The organism is Chlorobaculum parvum NCIB 8327 (genome assembly GCF_000020505.1).
GTDB classification, from domain to species: domain Bacteria; phylum Bacteroidota; class Chlorobiia; order Chlorobiales; family Chlorobiaceae; genus Chlorobaculum; species Chlorobaculum parvum_A.
In genome coordinates this window covers 1166890-1187099 of record NC_011027.1, presented here as the reverse complement: position 1 = coordinate 1187099, position 20210 = coordinate 1166890, and the positions used below count along the sequence as shown (strand labels likewise).

Sequence of the window (20210 nt, the reverse complement as noted above, 5' to 3'; positions counted from 1 at the left end):
GCCGGTTTGAGGTCGGCACCGTTCTGTTGATTCTATTTTATTCGTTTACTGTAACCAAAACCGCCATCGATTCATGAACCTATCCCGTCGCGAGTTTTTACGCATTCTCGGATTTGCCGGTGCCGCAGGTCTTTTTCTGCCTGGCATGTCCATGGCCCAATCCGGCTCTTCAGACCTGTATGACTTTGGCAATTTCGGTGACATCCGCCTGATGCACATCACCGACACCCATGCCCAGCTCATGCCGATCTACTACCGTGAGCCGAGTATGAACCTCGGGCTCGGGCAGGCTTTCGGGCGTCCTCCGCATCTGGTGACCGAGGCGTTTTTGAAATATTATGGCATCGCGCCCGGCTCGCAGCTCGCTCATGCCTACACTGCGATCAATTACGCCGAGGCGGCGCAGCGGTTCGGAAAGGTCGGTGGTTTTGCGCATCTGAAAACGCTTGTGGACAAGATGCGCTCCGGTTATGGAGCCGACAAGACACTCCTGCTCGATGGCGGCGACACCTGGCAGGGTTCGGGAACGGCGTTCTGGAACCGCGGCATGGACATGGTGGAAGCCTGCAACCTGCTCGGGGTTGATGTCATGACCGGCCACTGGGAGTTCACCTATCTCGAAGAGGAGGTTCGCAAGAACCTGGCAGCCTTCAAGGGTGACTTTGTGGCGCAGAATATCAAGACCAAAGAGGTTGCAATGTTCGAGGGCGCGCAGGCCTATGACGAAAACACCGGTCATACTTTCCGGCCTTATGTGATGAAGACGTTGGGCAAACATCGCGTTGCCGTTGTCGGTCAGGCCTTCCCTTACACGCCGATCGCCAATCCATCACGCTTCATTCCTGACTGGACGTTCGGCATCAATGCGAGCGACATGCAGGCGCTGGTCGATCAGATTCGAGCCAAAGAGAAGCCCGATGCGGTGGTGCTCATTTCTCACAACGGCATGGACGTTGACGTCAAGCTTGCCGAGGTGGTCAGTGGCATCGATGTGATTTTCGGCGGTCACACGCACGACGGCGTACCGCAGCCCTTCGTGGTGAAAAACGCCAAAGGGCGCACGCTGGTGACCAACGCCGGATCGAACGGCAAGTTCCTCGGCGTTATCGACCTCAAGCTCGGCGATGGCGGTGTCAAGGAGTTCCAGTACAAGCTGCTACCCGTCTTCTCCAACGAACTCCCGGCGCATTCCGGAATGCAGGCCCTCATCGATAAAATCAGGGCTCCGTATCTCGACAAGCTTCAGGAGCCTCTCGCCATGGCCGGCTCGCTGCTCTATCGCCGCGGCAACTTCGACGGCCCGTTCGACCAGATCATCTGCGACGCCCTGCGCGAGCGGAACGAGGCCCAGATTTCGCTCTCGCCCGGTTTCCGGTGGGGCACCACGGTGCTGCCGGGCCAGACCATTACGATGGAGCACGTGCTCGACCAGACCTGCATGACCTATCCCGAAACCTATGCGCGCGACATGACCGGCCAGCAGATCAAGGATATTCTCGAAGACGTGGCCGACAACCTCTTCAACCTCGACCCCTTCTACCAGCAGGGAGGCGACATGGTGCGCACCGGCGGCCTGAACTACCGGATCGACCCGACGGCAACGATGGGCAAGCGCATCGACAACATGCGGCTTGAAAACGGCCAGCCCGTCGAGGCGTCCAAAAAGTATCGGGTTGCCGGCTGGGCGACCGTCGGTTCCAAATCGCCAGGCGAACCGGTGTGGGACACCGTGGCCGCGTACCTGAAAGACAAAAAGGTTGTGGAGATCAACAAGCTCCACACGCCGGAGCTGAAAAACATCGGCAGCAATCCGGGCATCGATGTAGCCTGACACCGGCAAAACATCGGTATCGGCGAAACAGCAGAGGGGGCGTTCGTAGGATTACGGCGCCCTTTCTTTGTATCTTTTCTTTGAGGAATTTCAGAAACCGTTCAACCAATTCGAGCTTCATGAACTCCGTACGAAAACTTTTCGGCGCAGCTTTTCTGGCTTTCTGCATCAGCGGCATGGCGGCACCAGTTCCGGCCGTTGCAGCGGTTTTTCAGGACAGCTTTCCAGCAATAGCGGAGCACGCTCCGGCATTCAGGATGAAGACGCTCGACGGACGCGAAGTGACCAGCGCCCAGCTTGCCGGCAAGCCGTATATCGTCAACTTTTTCGCTTCGTGGTGCCCGCCATGCAGGCGTGAATTGCCGGGCATGGTCGAGCTGCAGAAGAAGTATGCCAAACAGGGCTTTACCTTTATCGGCATCGCTTTCAGGGATCGCGCATCGACACTGCCCGATTTTCTTTGGGAAATGGGGGTTGAATATCCTGTCGGCATGACCAATCCGGAGCTCGAAGCCACCTTCGGCCAGTACCTTACGGACGGCAGAATCCGGGCAATTCCGGTCTCCTTTGTGGTGGGCCGTGACGGGCGGTTGCTGAATGCGGTCACCGGTGGCTTGACCAAAGAGGATTTCGAATCTCTGATTCTCAAAGCAATCAGCACGAAGCCCGCAAAGTGATTTCACCCGGGGGATTTTCCTCGGAGCATTTTTTCATAGCCAAGCCATCAGGAGCCTGAGCAACTTCTGGTGGCTTGTTTGTTTTCAGCCGTTTGTTCAGCCCGACAAGGTTTCAATTCCGGATCATCATAACGGCCTTTAAGTCTTCTGCTTACCGATCCTTCAGTTTCGCCTTTTAGTTGTGCTTCCATCGCATTTTTCCATCTTCTCATTCACATCCGATCGGAGCTTCAAAGCCTGAAAAGCAGATGGTGGCAGGGGAGCCTGATCTGAAAATTGATGAAAACTGCGATTCTCACGGAACTTTTCAGGCTTTCTCTGAAAAAATCTTGCCTTACAAGGCTTTATAGCTGATTCGTTGCTTGTAATTATGCTTATGGTTTAATATATTTATCTAATTGTTCAACGATATGGTTATATAGTTGAGTCTGGCGACACAGCGAACGTCGCGGATTGGTGTTTGTGCGTGCCTGGGTCGTAACAATTGTTTACGGCTTCGCTTTATTGAATTTTCTATTTCAACAACAACTGAACAGCGCTGGAGGCTGGAGTATGTCAAAAAAAATCGTCGTTTTGGGGGCGGGTACCGCCGGTACGATCGTGTCGAACAATCTGAGGCGCCATCTGCCGGCAGATTGGGAAATTACCGTTATCGATCGCGATGACAACCACGTTTATCAGCCTGGACTGCTGTTCGTCCCGTTCGGCATCCAGAAATCCAGCACCTTGACCAAGTCGAGGAAAAAGTACATCACCGCGGGTATCAATTTCGTGATCGATGAAATCACCCATATCGATCCCGACAAAAAGCAGGTCAAGACCCGCAATCACCAGTTCGACTACGACTTTCTCGTCATCAGCACCGGTTGCCGTATTAACCCCGAGGAAAACGACGGTATGATGGATGCGTGGGGTAAGAATGTTTTCACCTTCTACTACCTCGAAATGGCTGACATGCTCCGCCAGAAGCTCAATGAGTTCCAAGGCGGCAAGATTGTGATGAATATCGCCGAAATGCCGATCAAATGCCCGGTTGCGCCGATCGAGTTTGTTTTTCTGGCAGACTGGTACACCAAAAGCAAGGGCATCAGGAATAAAACCGAGATCGAGCTTGTGACGCCTCTGCCGGGTGCGTTCACCAAACCGAAAGCTACGGCTGTCTTTACTGAGGCTGCAAAACAAAAGAATATCAAGATCACTCCCGGTTTTGAACTGAACCGTGTGGATGGTAAGGAGAAGTTTATTGAGTCAGTGCAGGGCGACAAGGTCAATTACGATCTGCTTGTTACCGTACCGACAACCAGCGGCGACCCGGTTATCACCAACTCGAAAATGGACGATGGCCTTGGCTTTGTGCCGACGCACCACAATACTCTGAAGGCGCTGAAGCACGATGGGGTGTATGTGATTGGCGATGCCACCAACGTGCCGACCTCCAAAGCCGGTTCGGTTGCGCACTATGAGGCGGACGTCGTGGTGTTCAACATCATGGCGGAAATTTACGGCGCGAAGCCGGAAGAGATTTTCGACGGCCACTCGACCTGCTTCATCGTCTATTCAAAAGGCTCTTCGTCGCTGATCGACTTCAACTACAAAATCGAGCCGCTGCCGGGCAAATTCCCGATGCCGAAGCTCGGCCCATTCACCCTCCTCAAAGAGACCAAGATGAACTGGTACGGCAAACTCGGCTTCGAGGCGCTCTACTGGAACGTTCTGCTTGCCGGTAAGCACCTCGGTGCACCGCCGACCCTCGTTATGGCCGGTAAAGAGGTGGGATAAAAGCTACATCCACATATCCGAAGAATTCTTCCAGCCGGGAGTTTGCTGCAAAGCAGGCTCCCGGTTTTTTTATTGTGGGCATTTTAAGGGAAAAATGTTGGATTTTGTGTTCTTGTTTTTGTATGTTGAAAACAGATATACACCTTGCACATACATCAACTACCCCTAAGTATAGTTCAAGCAGCGCATTGTTATAAGTTCAAGGTGACATTCATCTTTTCAAGAAAAAGTAGTGTTTTTTGTGGGTCCAATATGCTTTTTCCTATCTATAAGCATTATTTATTTTTCCAAAAAATTATGGCATGAAATGTAGGGTTAGATTGTTTGTTTTCTCATTTTTGGGTGCAAAAAGTTTTGAATAAGCAGATCGTAGAGTCTTTATTTTCTGCACTCACCTTCTAACTTTATCAACAAAACCGTTTAGAGCCTTTAAGCAGCATGAGTTGTGTTATAATGGCTGTTATGATAACGCTCAAAAAGCAGCGCTTTAAGGCGGCTAATTTTTTTTAAATAAGATTAGTTATAAAGTTTTGGTTGTCTCTATGCTTTTTTGTTTTAAATCAAATTAAGAATCTGGTGTTTTATATAGAAAGTATATGAGCTCTTTTATGGCACAAGAACGACAATAAAAAGGAGGATCAAAATTTTTTAGATAAAGCTTAATGATTAGTGAATTTCTACTCTTTTCAATCGAAAATATTTTTGGAGGACCTCATGGCTATTAAAGTAATCAATGAAATTGAAGATAATGGCAAGTCAAAAGAAGTGGTTTTTGAATTGCATTTGCCAAGCCATTTCAAACATTCAAATCACCTTGAATGCGAACAAAGCGATATATTTGAATGGGGTGTCGGTGGTAAGTGTGATGAGGACGACCATAAAATCTCATGCAAAGTAAACATGCCTGAAAAATCTGATAAGCATCTTGAAATAAATGCTAAAAGTGGCGATACAGTAGTTGTTCGTTTCTCCAATGGAGATTATACGTTAAAGGTATATTCTCCAGAATAAAACGTCTGGCTTTTCACACAAAATCGGACCACAAAAGGCATCGCTTATTATCTTAATCTGCTTTTTGGGCCCGATTTTGTGTGATACTGAAATCGTTTCAGTTCAGCCCCGTTTCCCAAAGTATCTTCTTTTGCGCCCTGAGCTTTTCGTAGCTGAGTCCTGCTTTGCTTTCTTCTCCTTCTCCTTCGGTTTTTGCTGACCTCCATTGCCTTTCTTCGATACTATAGGCTTCGGCGCTTCCACCTCGAAGTTCATCATCGGATACGGATGGTTGTCGATAACCGTAATCGATTTGTCGATCAGTTTTTCGATGTCGCGCAGGTACTCTTTCTCTTCGGCGTTGCAGAAGGAGTAGGCCGTGCCGCGGTTGCCAGCCCGGCCTGTGCGGCCGATGCGGTGGACGTAGGTTTCGGCTACGTTGGGCAGGTCGATGTTGATGACGTATTCGAGGTCGTCCACGTCGATGCCTCTGGCCGCGATGTCGGTGGCGACCAGCACACGGGTTTCGCCGCTTTTGAAGTTGCCGAGCGCTCGCTGGCGGGCGTTTTGCGATTTGTTGCCGTGGATAGCTTCGGCTTTGATGTTTTTACGTGTCAGGAATTTCGCGACCTTGTCGGCGCCGTGTTTGGTGCGGGTGAATGCAAGAACTGACGAGATGTCGCGGTTTTGCAGCAGATGTTCGAGAAGGCTGTTTTTGTTCTCGCGGTCAACGAACAGGATGTGCTGGTTGATGATTTCAGCAGTCGATGAAACCGGCGTGACGGTCACCTTTTTCGGCTGGTGCAGAATCGATGCGGCCAGATTGACGATGGCCGGGGGCATGGTCGCCGAAAAGAAGAGCGACTGCTTTTTCTTTGGCAGTGCAGCAAGCACTTTTTTTACATCGTGGATAAAGCCCATGTCGAGCATCCGGTCGGCCTCGTCGAGCACGAAATATTCGATGTCGCGCAAGTGCAGATGCTCCTGTCCCATCAGGTCGAGCAGTCGGCCCGGCGTGGCGACCAGAATATCCACGCCGCCTGCAAGCGTTCTTGTCTGCGGGTTCTGGTTCACGCCGCCGAAGATCACGGTGCTTTTTAGTCCGGTATGGCGACCGTAAGCCTCGAAGCTCTCGCCGATCTGCAGGGCAAGTTCTCGCGTCGGCGTCAGCACCAGGCACCGGATTTTGCGCTTGCGTCCGTGCTCCTGATCCTGATGCAGCAGTTGCAGAATCGGAAGTGCGAACGCAGCGGTTTTGCCGGTGCCGGTCTGGGCGCAGCCAAGCAGGTCGTGACCTTCGAGCAGTAGCGGAATCGCTTCGGCCTGAATGGGGGTGGGGGAGCTGTAGCCCTCTTCGTCAAGAGCTTTGAGGAGCGGATCGATAAGGCCGAGTGCGGAAAACTGCATGGAAGATGTGATGGGTGAAAAAGTCAGGGCAATGTATTCATAGTGCGCAAAGGGCAGAATTTAGCATGTTTATCGGGAAAACCTGCCGGATATTTTCAGATCGGGGCGGTGCGCATGCTCAATGAGCGTTAACCCATTGCTGTTATTTGTTCTCGCCAAGCGACTGAAAGCCGGAAACGACGTCAAACAGCTCTTCGTCGATCTCCGCCTGACGGCGTTCGTTGTAGCGCTGGCCGAGCTCTTCGAGCATGTCGTCGATGTTTTTTTCGGCTCGCTGCATGGCCGAAAGGCGGCTGGCGTTTTCGGCAGCGAGCGATTCGGCGCAGGCACGGAAGAGCGAGACGAAGAGGTACTCCCGAACCAGCGCCCACTGCACGGTGCGCACGCCGTTCAGTATTTCCGGTGGCGAACTGGTCGGCCATTTTCTGACATGGCTTTTAACCTGCTTTTCCCACTCTTCGTCAAACGGCAAGAGGTGCATCGAGACTGCCTGGTACTGTTCGCCGCTGACCGGGCTGTTGTAGAAGAGCCGGAGTTCGATGGCCGGTGCCTTTTCGCGCAGCCGCTCGACCTCGGTGAGCAGGTCGCCGACGAGCGGGGTTATGGCGTTGACCGAGTTCGGCAGAGCGAAGAGCGTGCTGGTGTGGACGCCTGCGTCTTCGAGCCTCGTCTGCACGCGCTCGCCGACCGGAATAACGGTAATCTCTCCGGAGATGGTTGCGATTTCTTGCTTCACCGTGTCGGCGATGAGGTCGTTGAACTGGCCGACCAGCCCCTGGTCGGAGCCGAAAATGATGGCGATGACGAGCACCTTCCGGCTGTGCTGGCGCCGGAATGCCGAGTGGCCGTTTTCGGTGAGGTGCAGGCTGCCGAACAGACCGAGTTCGATGGTGCGGTAGTAGTCGCCGAGTGCCCGGACGGCCTCTTCGTACTGGCGGATGTTGACTGCGGCGAGCGTTTTCATCGTCCGAACCACCGAGCCGAGTGTGCCCGCGTGCGCGATTTTGCTGCGCAGAAGTTCAATCGATTCGCTCATGAGCTTTTTCCGAACTGTTCGAGCGCCCGGTTCGCGATTTCGAGCATGAAAAGACGGTCGTCGTCGGCAAGCTCCTTGCCGGAGAGAATTCGCGCCACCAGCTCCTCCGGTAATTCCGATGCCGATGCCTGCACCTTGTCCATCGCCTCGCGTATCGCCTCAAGCCCGATCCGCTCGAAGCTCCCTTCGGTCAGCGCCAGCAGAATGAGCATCTGCTCGGGCAGCGAGAGGACGTCGAATTCGTCCTGCTTGAAGCACTCGCGGATGCGCTGGCCGTGCTCGATGATGTTGCGGCTCGCTTCGTCCAGCCGCGTGCCGAAACGGGCGAAGTTTTCCAGCTCCTCGAACTGCGCGTAGGCGAGCTTGAGGCTGCCGGTGACCGCGCGGTAGGCCGCGAGTTGCGCCTTGCCACCAACGCGCGAGACCGATTTGCCGATGTCAACGGCGGGCAGAATGCCAAGCTCGAAAAGCGTCGGCGAAAGATAGAGCTGGCCATCGGTGATCGAGATCAGGTTGGTCGGGATGTAGGCCGAGATGTTCTGCGCCTCGGTTTCGATGATCGGCAGAGCGGTCAAGGAGCCGCCGCCGAGTTCGCGGCGCAGGTGCGTGGCACGTTCCAGAAGCCGAGAGTGGATGTAGAAGATGTCGCCCGGAAAAGCCTCGCGTCCGGGCGGGCGCTTGAGCAGCAGCGACAGCTCGCGGTAGGCGCGGGCGTGATTCGTCAAATCGTCGTAAACAATCAGCACGTCGCGCCCCTGCTGCATGAAATATTCGGCGATGCTGGTGGCGGCGTACGGCGCGATGTATTGCAGGCCGGGCGGGTCGTTGCCTTCGGTGACCAGCACGATGGTGTGCTCCATTGCGCCGTGGTCGCGCAAGACCGCGACCGCCTTGGCGACGGAAGCCGCTTTCTGACCAATGGCGCAGTAGATGCATAGCACCTCGTTCTGGCGCTGGTTGATCATCGCCGAGAGCGCCACAGAGGTTTTGCCGGTCTGCCGGTCGCCGAGGATCAACTCGCGCTGGCCCCGCCCGACCGGCACGATGGCGTCGATCACCTTGATGCCGGTTTGCAGCGGCACGGTCACCGGATCGCGATCCATGATGGGCGGGGCGGGGCGCTCGATCGGCCACCGCTTGGTGGTTTTGACTGGGCCGAGTTCGTCGAGCGGCTGGCCGAGCGGATCGATCACGCGCCCGATGAGCTGCTCGCCGACCGGCACGTCGGTAACGCGGCCCGTGCGCCACGCCCTGTCGCCAGTTCTGAGTCGGGCGTAGTCGCCGAGCAGCACCACGCCCACCTCGCCGGGATCGATGTTGAAGGCGATGCCGTAAAGGTTTTCGTGAAATCGCACCAGCTCCTCGTAGCCGACGCCCGGCAGGCCGTCAACCTTGACGATGCCGTTCAGCACTGTCCGCACGACGCCCTCCTCGACGAGCGCCAGATCAGCCGACCACCCTTCGCGTGCCTGCCGGACACTGTCGAGTGCCTTGTCCAGAGGATGTCCGCTTTTATCTGGCATCCGCCGCTCCGTTATCCGTTTCACGATCACGGTACTCGTCGGCGGCTCGCTTCAGCGCGTCTAGCGCCGCCTGGAAGTGCCACGAAATGCACAAGCCATCCACGCACAGCTCGATGCCGCATCCGGCTTTATCCGATTGCTCGAATGAAAGGGGAGTCTCCACGCCGAGCAACGTCGTTATCGTGCCGCTCACCTTTTCACGCTGCTCCGGCGTGAGCGGGAAGGTGCTGCGCACGATGGCCTGCTTCGCTGCGCCGTTTTGTCCTTCGAGTTGTCCGGCAATCTCCGGGCCGCCCGCTTCGAGCTTGCGGCAGAACTTGTCGATAATCCGCGATTCGAGCGACTCGTCGGCGAGCTCGGTCAGCAGCTTTCCGGCCACCGAAAAGATTTCGTCGCTTACTCGCCGTTCGGCCTCCTCCTGCCGCTCGGCTTCTTCGCGCTTCAGGGTTTCGAGCAGTCTCGAATGAAGCGCGTCGTATTCCTGTCGCGCCTCGTCGAGCAGCTCGCTGCGCCGGGTCGTGGCCTCGTCCGTTGCCTGTTTCATCATCTGCTGGCGCTGCTGCGCAAACTCGTCGTTCTTCTTCTGCCACTCGGCCTTCTCGCGAGAGGCCTCGGCTTCGACGCTCGCGGCGTGTTCAAGCTCGGTGGCGATCTTTATTTCCCGCTCGTCGAGCGCTTTCAGCACCGGCTGGTAGAGAAAGCGCTTCAGCAGCCAGATCAGGATCAGAAAATTGACGAGCTGCGCTACAACCGTGAACCAGTCGATCAGCATTAGTGGCCTCCAACTTGAGCAATTGCGTGGTTCCAAAACGGATTGGCGAAGATCAGGATGATCGAAATCACGAAGCAGTAGATCGCGATCGATTCGATCATGGCCAGTCCGACAAAGAGCGTGCGGGTGATGGTGGAGGCGGCGTCAGGCTGCTGGGCGAGCGCCGTGAGGGCGGACGAAACGGCCCGTCCCTGGCCGAGTGCCGGGCCAATGACGCCGATGCCGATCGACAGTCCCGCGGTGGCGATGGAGACAATCGCGATGATGGTGAGCGTATCCATGATGGTTTCTCGTTTGGTTAACTTGTTGATTTTTCGCGCGTTCTGGTTGCGGCGGCGATATAGACCGTGGCCAGGATGCTGAAAATGTAGGCCTGCACCATGCCGGTCAAGAGGCCGAGGATGTTCATCAGCACCGGAAAGACGAGCGGTGAAATCGTCAGCAGAATGACGAGAATCATGTCGCCACTCATCATGTTGCCGAACAGACGCACGGCAAGCGCCATCGTGCGGGTCAGCTCGCCGACGATGTTGAAGGGGAGCATGATGGGCGTCGGTTCGGCGTAGGTTTTCAGGTAGCCCACGAGGCCGCTCTCCGCGATTCCGAAGAGCGGCACCGCGATGAAGACCGAGAGCGCGAGCGCCGCCGTGGTGGAGAGCGAACCGGTCGGCGGTTCGTAGCCGGGAATGACCGTGCAGAGGTTCGCCGTGGCGATGAAGAGGAAGAGCGTTGCGATGAAGGGGAGGTACTTTTCAGGCTTTTGCAGGCCGACCTCGCCGATCTGCCGACGCGCCATCGTAACGATGATCTCCAGCACGCTCTGCCAGCGCGAAATCGTGATGCCGGTCGAGAGCCGCCGCGTGATGAGCCACGAACCGCCCGCGAGCAGCAGCATCACCGCCCAGGTGGTGACGATGGTCAGGTTGAGCTTCAGAAAACCCGACTGCCAGAGGACGACCTCGTCGCTGCTCAGATGCATGGTGTCTCCTTTTTGCCGCGATGTTCCGACGCGCCGTCGCGGCGTCCGAGGACGATGCTCGTCACTTTTGCCGCCACGAATCCGCCGACAGCCAGCAGCAGACGCACCGGATCGCCCGCCGAAATGAGGAGGAATCCGCCGATCACGCCCGCCGTGCGCAGCAGCGAGCTTGTCAGGAACAGCAGCGCCGGGTGCGGCGAGAAGAGTCCCTTCCTGACCGTCAGCCAGAGTCCGCCGAAGTAGAACAATCCCAGCGCGAAGCCGCCGAGTATTGCCAGAAGATTCGTTGTCATGTCACTCCTCCTTGTCGATATTCCGGTTTTCCTCCGAGACCCAGTGCCAGGCGTTCAGGCAGCCGATCACTACGCCGATGACGATCATGGTCAGCGTCCAGGAGTGAGGCGACGGGTAGTGCCGGTCGAGCCAGACGCCGACCGCCACGCCGACGAGCGTCGGAATCGCCACCGCCCAGCCGATGATGCCGAACATAGCGAATCCCTCCCAGATGCTCCGGTTCGCGTTTTTCCGCGCCATGATTTTGCGCAGTTCACTGTCGCCGACGCGCTTTTCAAGCGGCTTTTCGTCTGCCGACAGTTTGCCGTGCTCGCGTTCATTCATGCTTCAGCTCCATGTAGCGCCGGATGAAGCTGCTCTCCAGCTTGGCCATCGTACCGCGCACGCTGCGTTCCCGCTCATCGAGATCGAGAAACTGCTGCTTCACCGCCGATTCGAGCTGGCCGAGATCGACACCGCCAATGGCGTGACGCACCGATACGACGACCTCGGGGCCGGTTTTGACGAGAATGCCCTGATCGACCGCAACGAAGGTTTCTCCTTCGTTGGCAGTCTTATACATCAGAATGCCCGGCACAAGCGGCGCGATGCAGTCGAGCCGGTTCGGCAGAACGCCGTAGGAGCCCTTCTCCGTTTCGGCCACGATGTCCACCACATTCTCTTTTACGGCGAACACCTTGTACGGCAGCAGGATTTTCAGATGCATCGAGTCGGCAAGCATTTCAGTTTCCTCCTTCCGGTTTGACTGTTGCTGACCCTTGAGTCATTGTTCCCGCTTCTGGCTGCTTGGCGGTCTCGTTCTTTTCGATCTCGACTTTCTCTTGAGCTTCCGCGATGGAGCCGATCATATAGAGCGCCCGTTCCGGGTAGTTCTCGAACTCGTCGCGCAGGATGCGTTCGCAGCCGTCGATGGTATCGGTAATCGGCACACTTTTGCCTTTGAGCCCGGAAAACTGTTCGGTCGTGAAAAATGGCTGGGTGAAGAATCGTTCGAGCCGTCGAGCCCGTCCGACAAGGCGACGATCCTCCGCCGAGAGCTGTTCAAGGCCGAGCATGGCGATGATGTCCTTCAGCTCGGCGTACTGCGCGAGTACCCGCCGCACTTCGCGCGCCAGATCGTAGTGGCGGCGACCAACGATGCTCTCGCCGGCCATCTTCGAGCCGGACGAGAGCGGATCGACCGCCGGGTAGAACCCTTCTCCCGCCCGTTTGCGCGACAGCACCAGCGAGGCCGAGAGGTGCGAAAAGGTGTGCACCGCTGCCGGGTCGGTGAAGTCGTCGGCGGGCACATAGACCGCCTGAATCGAGGTGATCGCGCCCGTGCCGGTGTTGGCGATGCGCTCTTCGAGGGCGGAGAGTTCGGTGCCGATGGTCGGCTGGTAGCCGAGTCGGGAGGGCATCTGGCCGGTCATGCCGGAAATTTCCGAACCGGCCTGGATGAAGCGGAAGATGTTATCGATGAGCAGCAGCACATCCTGATGCAGGTCGTCCCGAAAGTACTCGGCCATCGTCAGCGCGGCAAGGCCAACGCGGAAGCGGCTTCCGGGCGGTTCGTTCATCTGGCCGAACACCATCACCATGTTGTCGAGCACGCCCGCCTCGCTCATGTCGCGATAGAGCTCCTCGCCCTCGCGGCACCGCTCGCCGATGCCGCAGAAGATGCTCACGCCGCTCTCCGTGCTCACCATGTTGTGGATCATCTCGGTCAGCAGCACGGTCTTGCCGACGCCCGCGCCGCCGAACAGTCCGGCCTTGCCGCCGCGTTCGAGGGGCACGAGCAGGTCGATGATCTTGATGCCGGTCTGGAACACCTCGGCTTTCGTCGAGCGTCGGGAGAGCGGGGGAGGCGCGCCGTGCACCGAGCGCCAGGTGACGTTGGAGAGCGGGCCGCCCCGGTCGATGGCGTTGCCGAAGACGTCGAACATGCGGGACAGCGTCCCTTTGCCGACGGGAGCTTTGAGCGGTGCGCCGGTGTTCAGGGCTTTCATGCCGCGGCAGAGGCCCTCGGTCGGCGTCAGGGCGATACCTCGCACGTGGCGACGGTCAAGCTGCATGAGAATCTCGATAACCACCTCCATCTCTCGCCCGGTTTTGACGACCGAGTAGATCGACGGCAGAAGCTCATCGAAGCGCATATCGACCACGCTTCCGCGGATCGAAGTGACGATTCCCGAATGTTCCGGCTTTGTTACTTGCTCGGTCACGATTCTCCCGCTTCTGTTGGGCAGATCGATCTCTTTTGGAGGCACAGAGGGCTGGTCTGCCCGGTTGGCTTGAAAGGTCAGGCCGTGTAAGAATAGTAGCGAATCCGCCGGGATAAGTCAAAAGCTGCGGCTTTCGGCGAGGGGGAATCAGACCTTTCGCCTGCGCTGCTGGCCGTAAGCGTCGGCGGCAAGCATGGCGTGCAGCACTTTGTTTGGCGTGACTGTTCCGGCTTCGTTGTGGATGCATTCGCTCGGAGCACAGGCTTTTTCGGCAGCCGGCATCAGTTTCGCAGGGTCGGCGTTTTCGAGGCCGATGTCGGCAAGCGTGGTCGGTAGGCCGACCTGTTCGCAGAAGCTGTACACTGTCTCGATTTCAGCCGGATCTGCATCGGTGAGGTGCAGTCCCGCAAGCGTGCCAAACGCCACCTTTTCGCCGTGATAAAAGCGGTGCGTTTCGGGCAGCGCCGTGAGTCCGTTGTGAATCGAATGCGCACTGGCCAGTCCGCCGCTCTCAAATCCCACACCGCTCAGAAGGATGTTGGCTTCGACGATGTGTTCAAGTGCGGGCGTGATCACCTGCTGTTCAGCTGCGATGCGGGCCGCGTTTCCGTACTGGAGTAGCGTGTCGTAACAGAGCTGCGCGAGGCTGAGGCCGGTCAGGGTGCTGAGTCCGCCGCACGAATTCGGGGATTTGGTGGCGCTGCACGAGCGCGCTTCGAACCAGGTGGCCAGTGCGTCGCCCATACCAGCTACGAGGAACCGGGCCGGAGCCTTGGCGATAATGTTCAGATCCACCAGCACCGCCGCCGGATTCGATTTCTGATACGCGACCGATTCGAACGCGCCATCGTCGGAATAGACCACGGCGCAACCGCTGCATGGAGCATCGGTTGATGCGATGGTCGGTACGATGATGACCGGAACGCCAGCGCGATCAGCAGCGACCTTGGCAGCGTCGATCGTTTTGCCGCCACCCATACCCACCAGCACGTCGCTTTTCCGCTCACGGATCACTTTTTCCAGTCTCGACAGCTCGGTTGCCGAGCACTCGCCATGAAACAGCTCGGTATTCAACAGCCCGCTTTGAACATCCAGACCGCTGTCCGGAAGGATTGTTTCCAGCACCGTCGGCGACCCGAGCAGCAAGCCGCATTTGCCGAATGAGCGGATAAGCTCAGGCAACTCGTCGAGCGCGCCTGCTCCCTGAATATATTTCCCCGGAAAAAAGACTTTGTTTAGCATAGGTGGATACGATTTAAGACAGATTACGTGGCTGTCTTCGAATGTTTAGGATCGTGTAAAGTACACAAGTTGAATTGCTTGCGAAAGACGGGTTTGTTCGGTTGTGCGGGAAGAGATAAAGAGCTTTACAGAGCAAAGCACCACTCTAACCGAAAAAACAAATCAAGAAGAACCGGTAACATCGTCGAAAAACCAACGTTCATTAAACAACAGGGGCATTTACAGGAACAACTTCATACTGGCATTATGCCTCAGTCGCAGGGATAAAGAAGGGGAGTGATTGTGGAATCTCAACCCAGAGGTCGGCCACAGATTTTGCAGAAGCAGGCGTCTTTGTCGTGTTTGGTAGATTCGCAGCAGGAAACCTCTTTTTTGTTGCCAGCCTCGATTTTTTCGTGCATTGCAGCCATTTCAGCGCTGACGATGCCGGTCGGAACGGCGATGATACTGTAGCCGACGATCATAAGCAGGGAGGCGAGGGTACGCCCGAGCACGGTCTGCGGGTAGATGTCGCCATAGCCGACCGTCGTGATGGTGACGATTGCCCAATATACCCCTTTGGGGATACTGGTGAATCCGCTCTCTTCACCCTCGATAAGGTACATGAGCGCCCCGATAATGCTCACTGTTACCAGAACGAAGAAGAGGAAGAAGACAATTTTGCGGCTTGAGGCGATCAGTGAGGCTTTGACGAACTCGGCTTCCTGGACGAACTTGACCAGTTTAAGCAATCGGAAGATTCGGAGCACCCGGAAAAAGCGGATGACGAGCAGGTATTGGGTGCCGGGTACGAAGATGCTGAAATAGGTTGGCAGAATCGCCAGCAGGTCGATGATGCCATAAAAGCTGAAGATGTATCGCGCTCTGGAATCCGAAGCGTAAATCCTGATCAGATATTCAACGGTGAAGAGTATCGTAAAGAACCATTCGAGTCCGTACAGCAGCTCGCCATAACCGATGCGAATCGAGCTGACAGTATCGAGCATCACAGCCGTTACGCTCAGCAGGATAGCCACAATCAACACCAGATCGAACGCTTTGGCGGGAATCGTATCGTAATCGAAGATGATGTGGTGCAGTTTCTGCCGCAAGTTCTTTCTGGATGTCATGTCGGGGCGTTTTTTCTTGTTTCGACCGGAGCGGATCGATGTTCAGAGAAAAATATACGATAGCCCGGCCTTGATACGAAACCGATGCTCTGCTACCTGGAAAAGCAGCCAGAAAAAGTGATTTTGTGAAAAGATTTGCGAACGATGGCTTTATTCAGGGCGTTAAGTGTTATCTTAAGCCCGTTAATTTCCCGTTAATCTGAAAACATAGGAGCATTTTTTATGTCAATGTTCAGAAAGTCGATGACCGCTCTCGCGTTAACTCTTGCCCTTCTTTTTTCGTTTGGCACATCGGTCAATACTGCCTCAGCCGAACCACAGGCTACTGTGCAGAGCAGCAATAAAGGCCTGTTCGTGATCGTCACCTCGGACGATTCCATGGCGCAGATGATGGCAATGGTGCTGTCAACCCAGACCCTCAATCAGGGCCGTTCCGTTCGCGTGCTGCTTTGCGGCGAGGCTGGCGAGCTTGCCCTGAAAGGCAGCCAGGAAAAGATGTTCAAGCCGCTCAACAAGTCACCCCAGATGCTGCTCAAGGGGCTGATCGCCAAAGGCGTCAAAGTCGAGGTTTGCCCGCTTTATCTTCCTAACACAGGCAAGCAGCCGTCGGATCTTATCGCTGGTGTTACCGTTGCCAAACCGCCGGTTATTGCTGCTGCGATGGCTGAAGAGGGCATCAAGCTGTTGACGTACTGATCCTCTCGGATAATTTTTTCAGGGCGCTTTTTCGTGATAGGCTTTGCTGCCGGTCAGAAAACGCGCCCTTTATGTTTCCCGCGCAAACAGCTCTGGCAGCACGCGTCCGGCTTTGCCCCGAATGGTTTGGTGGTAACTGGTTGCGCCCGATGGCTCGGGGTTGATTTCAATGCAATAGGCTCCGGATTGCCGGGCAAGTTCGGGAAATCCTGCAGCTGGCCACACGGTTCCCGAGGTGCCGATGCTGATGAACAGATCGCACGATGCGATGATTTCCGAGGCTTGCTGCATCACGACTTCATCGAGCCTGTCGCCGAACCAGGTGATTGCGGGTCGGAGCCAGCAGCCGCAGTCGCATCGTAACGTTTCGTACTCTCGCCCGAAATCTTCTTTCATCGTTTCACACTCCTCGCATCGCAATTGCCACAGGCTTCCGTGCAGTTCGATGACCTTTTTCGAGCCCGCGCGCTGGTGCATACCGTCGATATTCTGTGTAATCACGAAAGTCTCCGGCATTCCGGAGATCACCCGGTGCCCCTCGTGCGGCTCGCAATCGAGCACCGCCTGACGCCGCAGTTCGTGAAAATGCAACACCTTTTCGGGCTGGCGCTCGAAGGCTTCCTGGCAGGCATACTCCTCATAGTCGCACTGGCTCCAGAAGCCTCCTTTGCCCCGATAGGTGGGAATGCCGCTTTCGGCGGACATGCCTGCACCGGTAAAGAAGACAATTCGCTGATATGCTGTCGGGTTGATCTTTTTCATCGGTTGATCAGTTCTCGATTATTGTCAGAACATGGTTGCAATGCATAGTTCCAAAATACAGGTTTGCCGTGATTTGAGCTTTTCCTGACCTTTTTCTTTGCTTGATGATGTGCTCAAAAAGGCGGATGGGGAAGAGGGTAAAGTGATTGGTTGCTTAAGCGTAACCTTCGCGATGGGATGAATTCTGCATAATCGGGAAATGATTGTATATTAAAAATTATTGTTATCCGAAGATTGTTATCCACAACAAACGGGAGTTACTATGCTTAAAGAAGCTGCTGCTGTTACCGGAGGAGCGCTCATGTTTCCTCCACTTGGAGTTGCCGTTGTTTCCTGTGGAGTGTCGGGACTGCTTGTTGCCGGGGCTGGTATGTTTTTCGCCAATACCATGATGAAAGAGCGTCGTGCCGCCGTGGCACAGTCTGGCATGGCTCCCGAGCATGTCAGTCTGGAAGATAAATTGCATGATCCATTCTCTTCGAACGATTGAGCTGAAGGGGAGTGTCCTCAAGATTTCTCTGCATGATCAGAACTTTATGAAAACCCGGCAATCGCCGGGTTTTCGCATTGCCGAGGCATCCGTATAAACCTCGTGTTTTGGGAACGTCAGGTGATTGTCTGCAGACAGCTCGGTTGTAGACGTTTGAGAGAGGGAGTCCCGCGCAGGGGTGAATGAGCAGGTGATGCCGTTATTTCAGGGTTGATTGCTGGCTGGTGAAAAAGCAAAAGGGCCGTGCCTTTCAGCACAGCCCTTCAAGCAGATTCATCATCCTTTAGCGGCAGCTACAAGCTCGGGAAGGAATGATTCGAACGTTCTCCATCCGGCCATGACCGGGCGGTTACGGAAATAGTCGGCGCTCATGTGGCCAAGGCGCAGGGCAGCACCCATTTCGACGTAGTTCTTTGCCGTCTCTTCGGGAACCCCGACTGCCAGCATTTCGTCAAGCTCTTCACTGTCGGTGCGCTCGACCCAGGCGAGATCGGGCTTGTTCATCGCCTTGCCGATCAGTTCGACAATTTCGGCTGGAGTTTTTTCGTCGCTGGCGATGTAGCTGAAGCCTCTGCCGATGTGGTATTTATCCTTTAGCGCTTTGGCGGCGTGCTCGGCGATATCGGCAGGGTGGACCAGCACCATCTTGACGTCAGGGCCGTAGTTGCCGCTCATGACGCCTTTCTGCTTGATCTCCTGAACGCTGTCCAGGAAGTTGGTGTAAAAGTAGCCTGGACGAAGGTGCCGTACATTTACCCCGCTCATGGCATCCATCGCAAGCTCGACTTTCGCGAGAGCGCTGACCGGACCGCATTTGTCAACCAGGTGCGCACCGATGCTGCTGAGGTTGACGACCTGTTTCACGCCAGAGGCTTTGATTGCGCTGATGTAATTGTTGCCAATCGAGACGATCCAGGCTTTCCAGTCATTGCCTTCGTACTGCGGAGGAATCATGGTGAACACCGCATCCGCTCCCCGGAACGTTTCGGTCAGGAACTGGACATCTTCGACAGTGCCGATAGCCGCTTTAGCACCGAGCGCTTCAATCTGTTTTGTTGTTTCAACATGGCTGCTGATGACGGTTACCGAATGCCCCTCTTTGCAGAGTTGCGTGACCAGCGGTTTGCCAATGTGGCCCAGTGAACCGGTAATAACGTAATGCATAGTGGTTGTTTTTATGTTTCGACACCTGAGCGGCTTCGAGCTCGGGCATCATGGTTGCCGTAATTCCTGATCTTCTATAATTAAGATCAACCCAATCAAGCATTTAAACGGTTCCTGATGGGCTTTTTTCATGAACAGGCAAATTTTGTTCGCCTCTTATAAAAAGATATGATTCAATTCTGTTTTTTGCGAACTTGGAAGAAAGCTAACTGATGATACAACAAGCTTTACAAGCTGATTTTGCAGTTTTCGTCAACTGGTTACAGGAGCAGCACCCATGAAGTTCGATCTCAAGCAGTTCAGATATGACGGAAGCGGGAAACTCCGTCTCGACAAACGCCCGACCCGCATCAAGCCGGTCTATGACTCGAAAGATGAGTACAAGGAGATGCTTGCCGATCACGTCGATCAGTTGAGCGGCATTCAGAACATTCTCTACGCCGACAATCGCTACGCCTTGCTGCTGATTTTTCAGGCTATGGACGCAGCGGGTAAGGATAGCGTCATCAAGCATGTGATGTCGGGCGTGAATCCACAGGGGTGCCAGGTGCACAGCTTCAAGCATCCGTCGATCATGGAGCTTGAACACGATTTTCTCTGGCGCACCAATTGCGGGCTTCCCGAACGTGGACGCATCGGCATTTTTAACCGCTCCTATTACGAAGAGGTGCTGATCGTGCGGGTGCATCCCGAAATTCTCAAAAGCCAGAACATCCCTGATGAACTGACCAACCATGGCAAGGTTTGGGAACATCGCTATCGATCGATTGTCAATCAGGAGCAACATCTGCATTTGAACGGCACCCGTATCCTCAAATTCTATCTGCACTTGTCGAAAGAGGAGCAGCGCCTGCGTTTTCTTGAACGGATCGATAATCCCGAGAAGAACTGGAAGTTCAGCGTGGCCGATCTCGAAGAACGGAAGTTCTGGGATCAGTACATGGAGGCCTACGAAGCCTGCATCGAGGGCACCAGCACCAAAGATGCGCCCTGGTACATCATTCCTGCTGATGACAAAAAGAACGCCCGTTTGTTCGTTTCCAGCATTGTGCTCGAAACGCTCGAAGGCTTGAAGCTAACCTATCCCGAAACCAGTCCCGAACGGCACAAGGAGCTGCTCGATATCCGCAAGCGTCTCGAAAATCCGGAGAATGGGAAGTGACAGTTGAGAATGGATAATGAAAAATGGGAGGAGTATAGCTATTGGACGGGCAGAAATCGGCCAATTTCTTAGGGGCGAACCTGTGTGCTCGCC

Annotated in this window: 21 protein-coding genes; 7 read left to right on the top strand and 14 right to left on the bottom strand. The window is 55.3% G+C overall.

All coding sequences use genetic code 11. The features are described from left to right. Positions 1-73: 73 nt before the first annotated feature. From soxB to CPAR_RS05460, 4 genes are all read left to right on the top strand, one after another. Complete coding sequence (soxB, locus tag CPAR_RS05475) at positions 74-1831, top strand: thiosulfohydrolase SoxB (RefSeq protein ID WP_012502317.1); 1758 nt, start codon at positions 74-76, stop codon at positions 1829-1831. Between the two features lie 119 nt (positions 1832-1950). Beyond that, positions 1951-2508, top strand: a complete 558-nt coding sequence (locus CPAR_RS05470; protein ID WP_012502316.1) for a TlpA family protein disulfide reductase — start codon at positions 1951-1953, stop codon at positions 2506-2508. Between the two features lie 552 nt (positions 2509-3060). Further along, positions 3061-4287, top strand: coding sequence for a type III sulfide quinone reductase, selenoprotein subtype (sqr, locus tag CPAR_RS05465; protein WP_012502315.1), 1227 nt, complete (start codon positions 3061-3063; stop codon positions 4285-4287). Between the two features lie 714 nt (positions 4288-5001). Next, entirely contained in the window at positions 5002-5298 is a 297-nt protein-coding gene (locus CPAR_RS05460) for a hypothetical protein (protein WP_156773380.1), read from the top strand. Between the two features lie 102 nt (positions 5299-5400). On the opposite strand, the gene CPAR_RS05455 is transcribed toward CPAR_RS05460, so the two are convergent. From CPAR_RS05455 to CPAR_RS05400, 12 genes are all read right to left on the bottom strand, one after another. Then, positions 5401-6684 (bottom strand): DEAD/DEAH box helicase, encoded by a 1284-nt coding sequence (locus tag CPAR_RS05455; protein WP_012502314.1) that lies wholly within the window; start codon positions 6682-6684, stop codon positions 5401-5403. 142 nt (positions 6685-6826) lie between these two features. Then, positions 6827-7720, bottom strand: a complete 894-nt coding sequence (locus CPAR_RS05450; protein ID WP_012502313.1) for a F0F1 ATP synthase subunit gamma — start codon at positions 7718-7720, stop codon at positions 6827-6829. Continuing rightward, entirely contained in the window at positions 7717-9243 is a 1527-nt protein-coding gene (locus CPAR_RS05445; RefSeq protein ID WP_012502312.1) for an alternate F1F0 ATPase, F1 subunit alpha, read from the bottom strand. Before CPAR_RS05445 ends, CPAR_RS05450 begins: the two co-directional genes overlap by 4 nt. Beyond that, positions 9233-10015 (bottom strand): F0F1 ATP synthase subunit B family protein, encoded by a 783-nt coding sequence (locus CPAR_RS05440; RefSeq protein WP_012502311.1) that lies wholly within the window; start codon positions 10013-10015, stop codon positions 9233-9235. The genes CPAR_RS05445 and CPAR_RS05440 overlap by 11 nt, the downstream gene beginning before the upstream one ends. Beyond that, entirely contained in the window at positions 10015-10296 is a 282-nt protein-coding gene (locus CPAR_RS05435; protein WP_012502310.1) for a F0F1 ATP synthase subunit C, read from the bottom strand. The genes CPAR_RS05440 and CPAR_RS05435 overlap by 1 nt, the downstream gene beginning before the upstream one ends. A 17-nt stretch (positions 10297-10313) precedes the next feature. After that, positions 10314-10994 (bottom strand): F0F1 ATP synthase subunit A, encoded by a 681-nt coding sequence (locus CPAR_RS05430; RefSeq protein WP_012502309.1) that lies wholly within the window; start codon positions 10992-10994, stop codon positions 10314-10316. Then, positions 10985-11287: an N-ATPase subunit AtpR gene (locus CPAR_RS05425; protein ID WP_012502308.1), complete on the bottom strand. Its 303-nt coding sequence runs from the start codon at positions 11285-11287 to the stop codon at positions 10985-10987. Before CPAR_RS05425 ends, CPAR_RS05430 begins: the two co-directional genes overlap by 10 nt. 1 nt (position 11288) lies before the next feature. Further along, the gene (locus CPAR_RS05420) at positions 11289-11612 is read right to left on the bottom strand and encodes an AtpZ/AtpI family protein (protein WP_012502307.1); all 324 of its coding nucleotides are present in this window, start codon (positions 11610-11612) and stop codon (positions 11289-11291) included. Further along, entirely contained in the window at positions 11605-12009 is a 405-nt protein-coding gene (locus CPAR_RS05415) for a F0F1 ATP synthase subunit epsilon (RefSeq protein ID WP_012502306.1), read from the bottom strand. Before CPAR_RS05415 ends, CPAR_RS05420 begins: the two co-directional genes overlap by 8 nt. A 1-nt stretch (position 12010) precedes the next feature. Beyond that, positions 12011-13423 (bottom strand): F0F1 ATP synthase subunit beta, encoded by a 1413-nt coding sequence (gene atpD / locus CPAR_RS05410; RefSeq protein ID WP_232203953.1) that lies wholly within the window; start codon positions 13421-13423, stop codon positions 12011-12013. Between the two features lie 216 nt (positions 13424-13639). Continuing rightward, positions 13640-14734 (bottom strand): glycerol dehydrogenase, encoded by a 1095-nt coding sequence (locus CPAR_RS05405; RefSeq protein ID WP_012502304.1) that lies wholly within the window; start codon positions 14732-14734, stop codon positions 13640-13642. Between the two features lie 290 nt (positions 14735-15024). Continuing rightward, positions 15025-15843, bottom strand: coding sequence for an ion transporter (locus tag CPAR_RS05400; RefSeq protein ID WP_012502303.1), 819 nt, complete (start codon positions 15841-15843; stop codon positions 15025-15027). A 222-nt stretch (positions 15844-16065) separates the two neighbouring features. On the opposite strand from CPAR_RS05400, the gene CPAR_RS05395 reads away from it, so the two are divergent. Beyond that, on the top strand, positions 16066-16539 hold the full coding sequence (locus tag CPAR_RS05395) for a DsrE family protein (RefSeq protein ID WP_012502302.1): 474 nt from the start codon (positions 16066-16068) through the stop codon (positions 16537-16539). A 69-nt stretch (positions 16540-16608) separates the two neighbouring features. Here the strand turns inward: CPAR_RS05395 and CPAR_RS05390 are convergent, their stop codons facing one another. Continuing rightward, complete coding sequence (locus CPAR_RS05390; RefSeq protein WP_012502301.1) at positions 16609-17301, bottom strand: SIR2 family NAD-dependent protein deacylase; 693 nt, start codon at positions 17299-17301, stop codon at positions 16609-16611. A 262-nt stretch (positions 17302-17563) separates the two neighbouring features. On the opposite strand from CPAR_RS05390, the gene CPAR_RS05385 reads away from it, so the two are divergent. Next, positions 17564-17791 (top strand): hypothetical protein, encoded by a 228-nt coding sequence (locus CPAR_RS05385; RefSeq protein WP_012502300.1) that lies wholly within the window; start codon positions 17564-17566, stop codon positions 17789-17791. 276 nt (positions 17792-18067) lie between these two features. Here the strand turns inward: CPAR_RS05385 and CPAR_RS05380 are convergent, their stop codons facing one another. Continuing rightward, the gene (locus tag CPAR_RS05380) at positions 18068-18955 is read right to left on the bottom strand and encodes an NmrA family NAD(P)-binding protein (protein WP_012502299.1); all 888 of its coding nucleotides are present in this window, start codon (positions 18953-18955) and stop codon (positions 18068-18070) included. A 277-nt stretch (positions 18956-19232) separates the two neighbouring features. On the opposite strand from CPAR_RS05380, the gene CPAR_RS05375 reads away from it, so the two are divergent. Beyond that, complete coding sequence (locus tag CPAR_RS05375) at positions 19233-20117, top strand: ADP-polyphosphate phosphotransferase (protein WP_012502298.1); 885 nt, start codon at positions 19233-19235, stop codon at positions 20115-20117. Positions 20118-20210: the final 93 nt, after the last annotated feature.

Bases quoted from the DNA above. Each gene is read 5' to 3' on its own strand.
- soxB (WP_012502317.1), top strand. From the start codon at position 74: ATGAACCTATCCCGTCGCGAGTTTTTACGCATTCTCGGATTTGCCGGT.
- CPAR_RS05470 (WP_012502316.1), top strand. From the start codon at position 1,951: ATGAACTCCGTACGAAAACTTTTCGGCGCAGCTTTTCTGGCTTTCTGC.
- sqr (WP_012502315.1), top strand. From the start codon at position 3,061: ATGTCAAAAAAAATCGTCGTTTTGGGGGCGGGTACCGCCGGTACGATC.
- CPAR_RS05460 (WP_156773380.1), top strand. From the start codon at position 5,002: ATGGCTATTAAAGTAATCAATGAAATTGAAGATAATGGCAAGTCAAAA.
- CPAR_RS05455 (WP_012502314.1), bottom strand. From the start codon at position 6,684: ATGCAGTTTTCCGCACTCGGCCTTATCGATCCGCTCCTCAAAGCTCTT.
- CPAR_RS05450 (WP_012502313.1), bottom strand. From the start codon at position 7,720: ATGAGCGAATCGATTGAACTTCTGCGCAGCAAAATCGCGCACGCGGGC.
- CPAR_RS05445 (WP_012502312.1), bottom strand. From the start codon at position 9,243: ATGCCAGATAAAAGCGGACATCCTCTGGACAAGGCACTCGACAGTGTC.
- CPAR_RS05440 (WP_012502311.1), bottom strand. From the start codon at position 10,015: ATGCTGATCGACTGGTTCACGGTTGTAGCGCAGCTCGTCAATTTTCTG.
- CPAR_RS05435 (WP_012502310.1), bottom strand. From the start codon at position 10,296: ATGGATACGCTCACCATCATCGCGATTGTCTCCATCGCCACCGCGGGA.
- CPAR_RS05430 (WP_012502309.1), bottom strand. From the start codon at position 10,994: ATGCATCTGAGCAGCGACGAGGTCGTCCTCTGGCAGTCGGGTTTTCTG.
- CPAR_RS05425 (WP_012502308.1), bottom strand. From the start codon at position 11,287: ATGACAACGAATCTTCTGGCAATACTCGGCGGCTTCGCGCTGGGATTG.
- CPAR_RS05420 (WP_012502307.1), bottom strand. From the start codon at position 11,612: ATGAATGAACGCGAGCACGGCAAACTGTCGGCAGACGAAAAGCCGCTT.
- CPAR_RS05415 (WP_012502306.1), bottom strand. From the start codon at position 12,009: ATGCTTGCCGACTCGATGCATCTGAAAATCCTGCTGCCGTACAAGGTG.
- atpD (WP_232203953.1), bottom strand. From the start codon at position 13,423: ATGCGCTTCGATGAGCTTCTGCCGTCGATCTACTCGGTCGTCAAAACC.
- CPAR_RS05405 (WP_012502304.1), bottom strand. From the start codon at position 14,734: ATGCTAAACAAAGTCTTTTTTCCGGGGAAATATATTCAGGGAGCAGGC.
- CPAR_RS05400 (WP_012502303.1), bottom strand. From the start codon at position 15,843: ATGACATCCAGAAAGAACTTGCGGCAGAAACTGCACCACATCATCTTC.
- CPAR_RS05395 (WP_012502302.1), top strand. From the start codon at position 16,066: ATGTCAATGTTCAGAAAGTCGATGACCGCTCTCGCGTTAACTCTTGCC.
- CPAR_RS05390 (WP_012502301.1), bottom strand. From the start codon at position 17,301: ATGAAAAAGATCAACCCGACAGCATATCAGCGAATTGTCTTCTTTACC.
- CPAR_RS05385 (WP_012502300.1), top strand. From the start codon at position 17,564: ATGCTTAAAGAAGCTGCTGCTGTTACCGGAGGAGCGCTCATGTTTCCT.
- CPAR_RS05380 (WP_012502299.1), bottom strand. From the start codon at position 18,955: ATGCATTACGTTATTACCGGTTCACTGGGCCACATTGGCAAACCGCTG.
- CPAR_RS05375 (WP_012502298.1), top strand. From the start codon at position 19,233: ATGAAGTTCGATCTCAAGCAGTTCAGATATGACGGAAGCGGGAAACTC.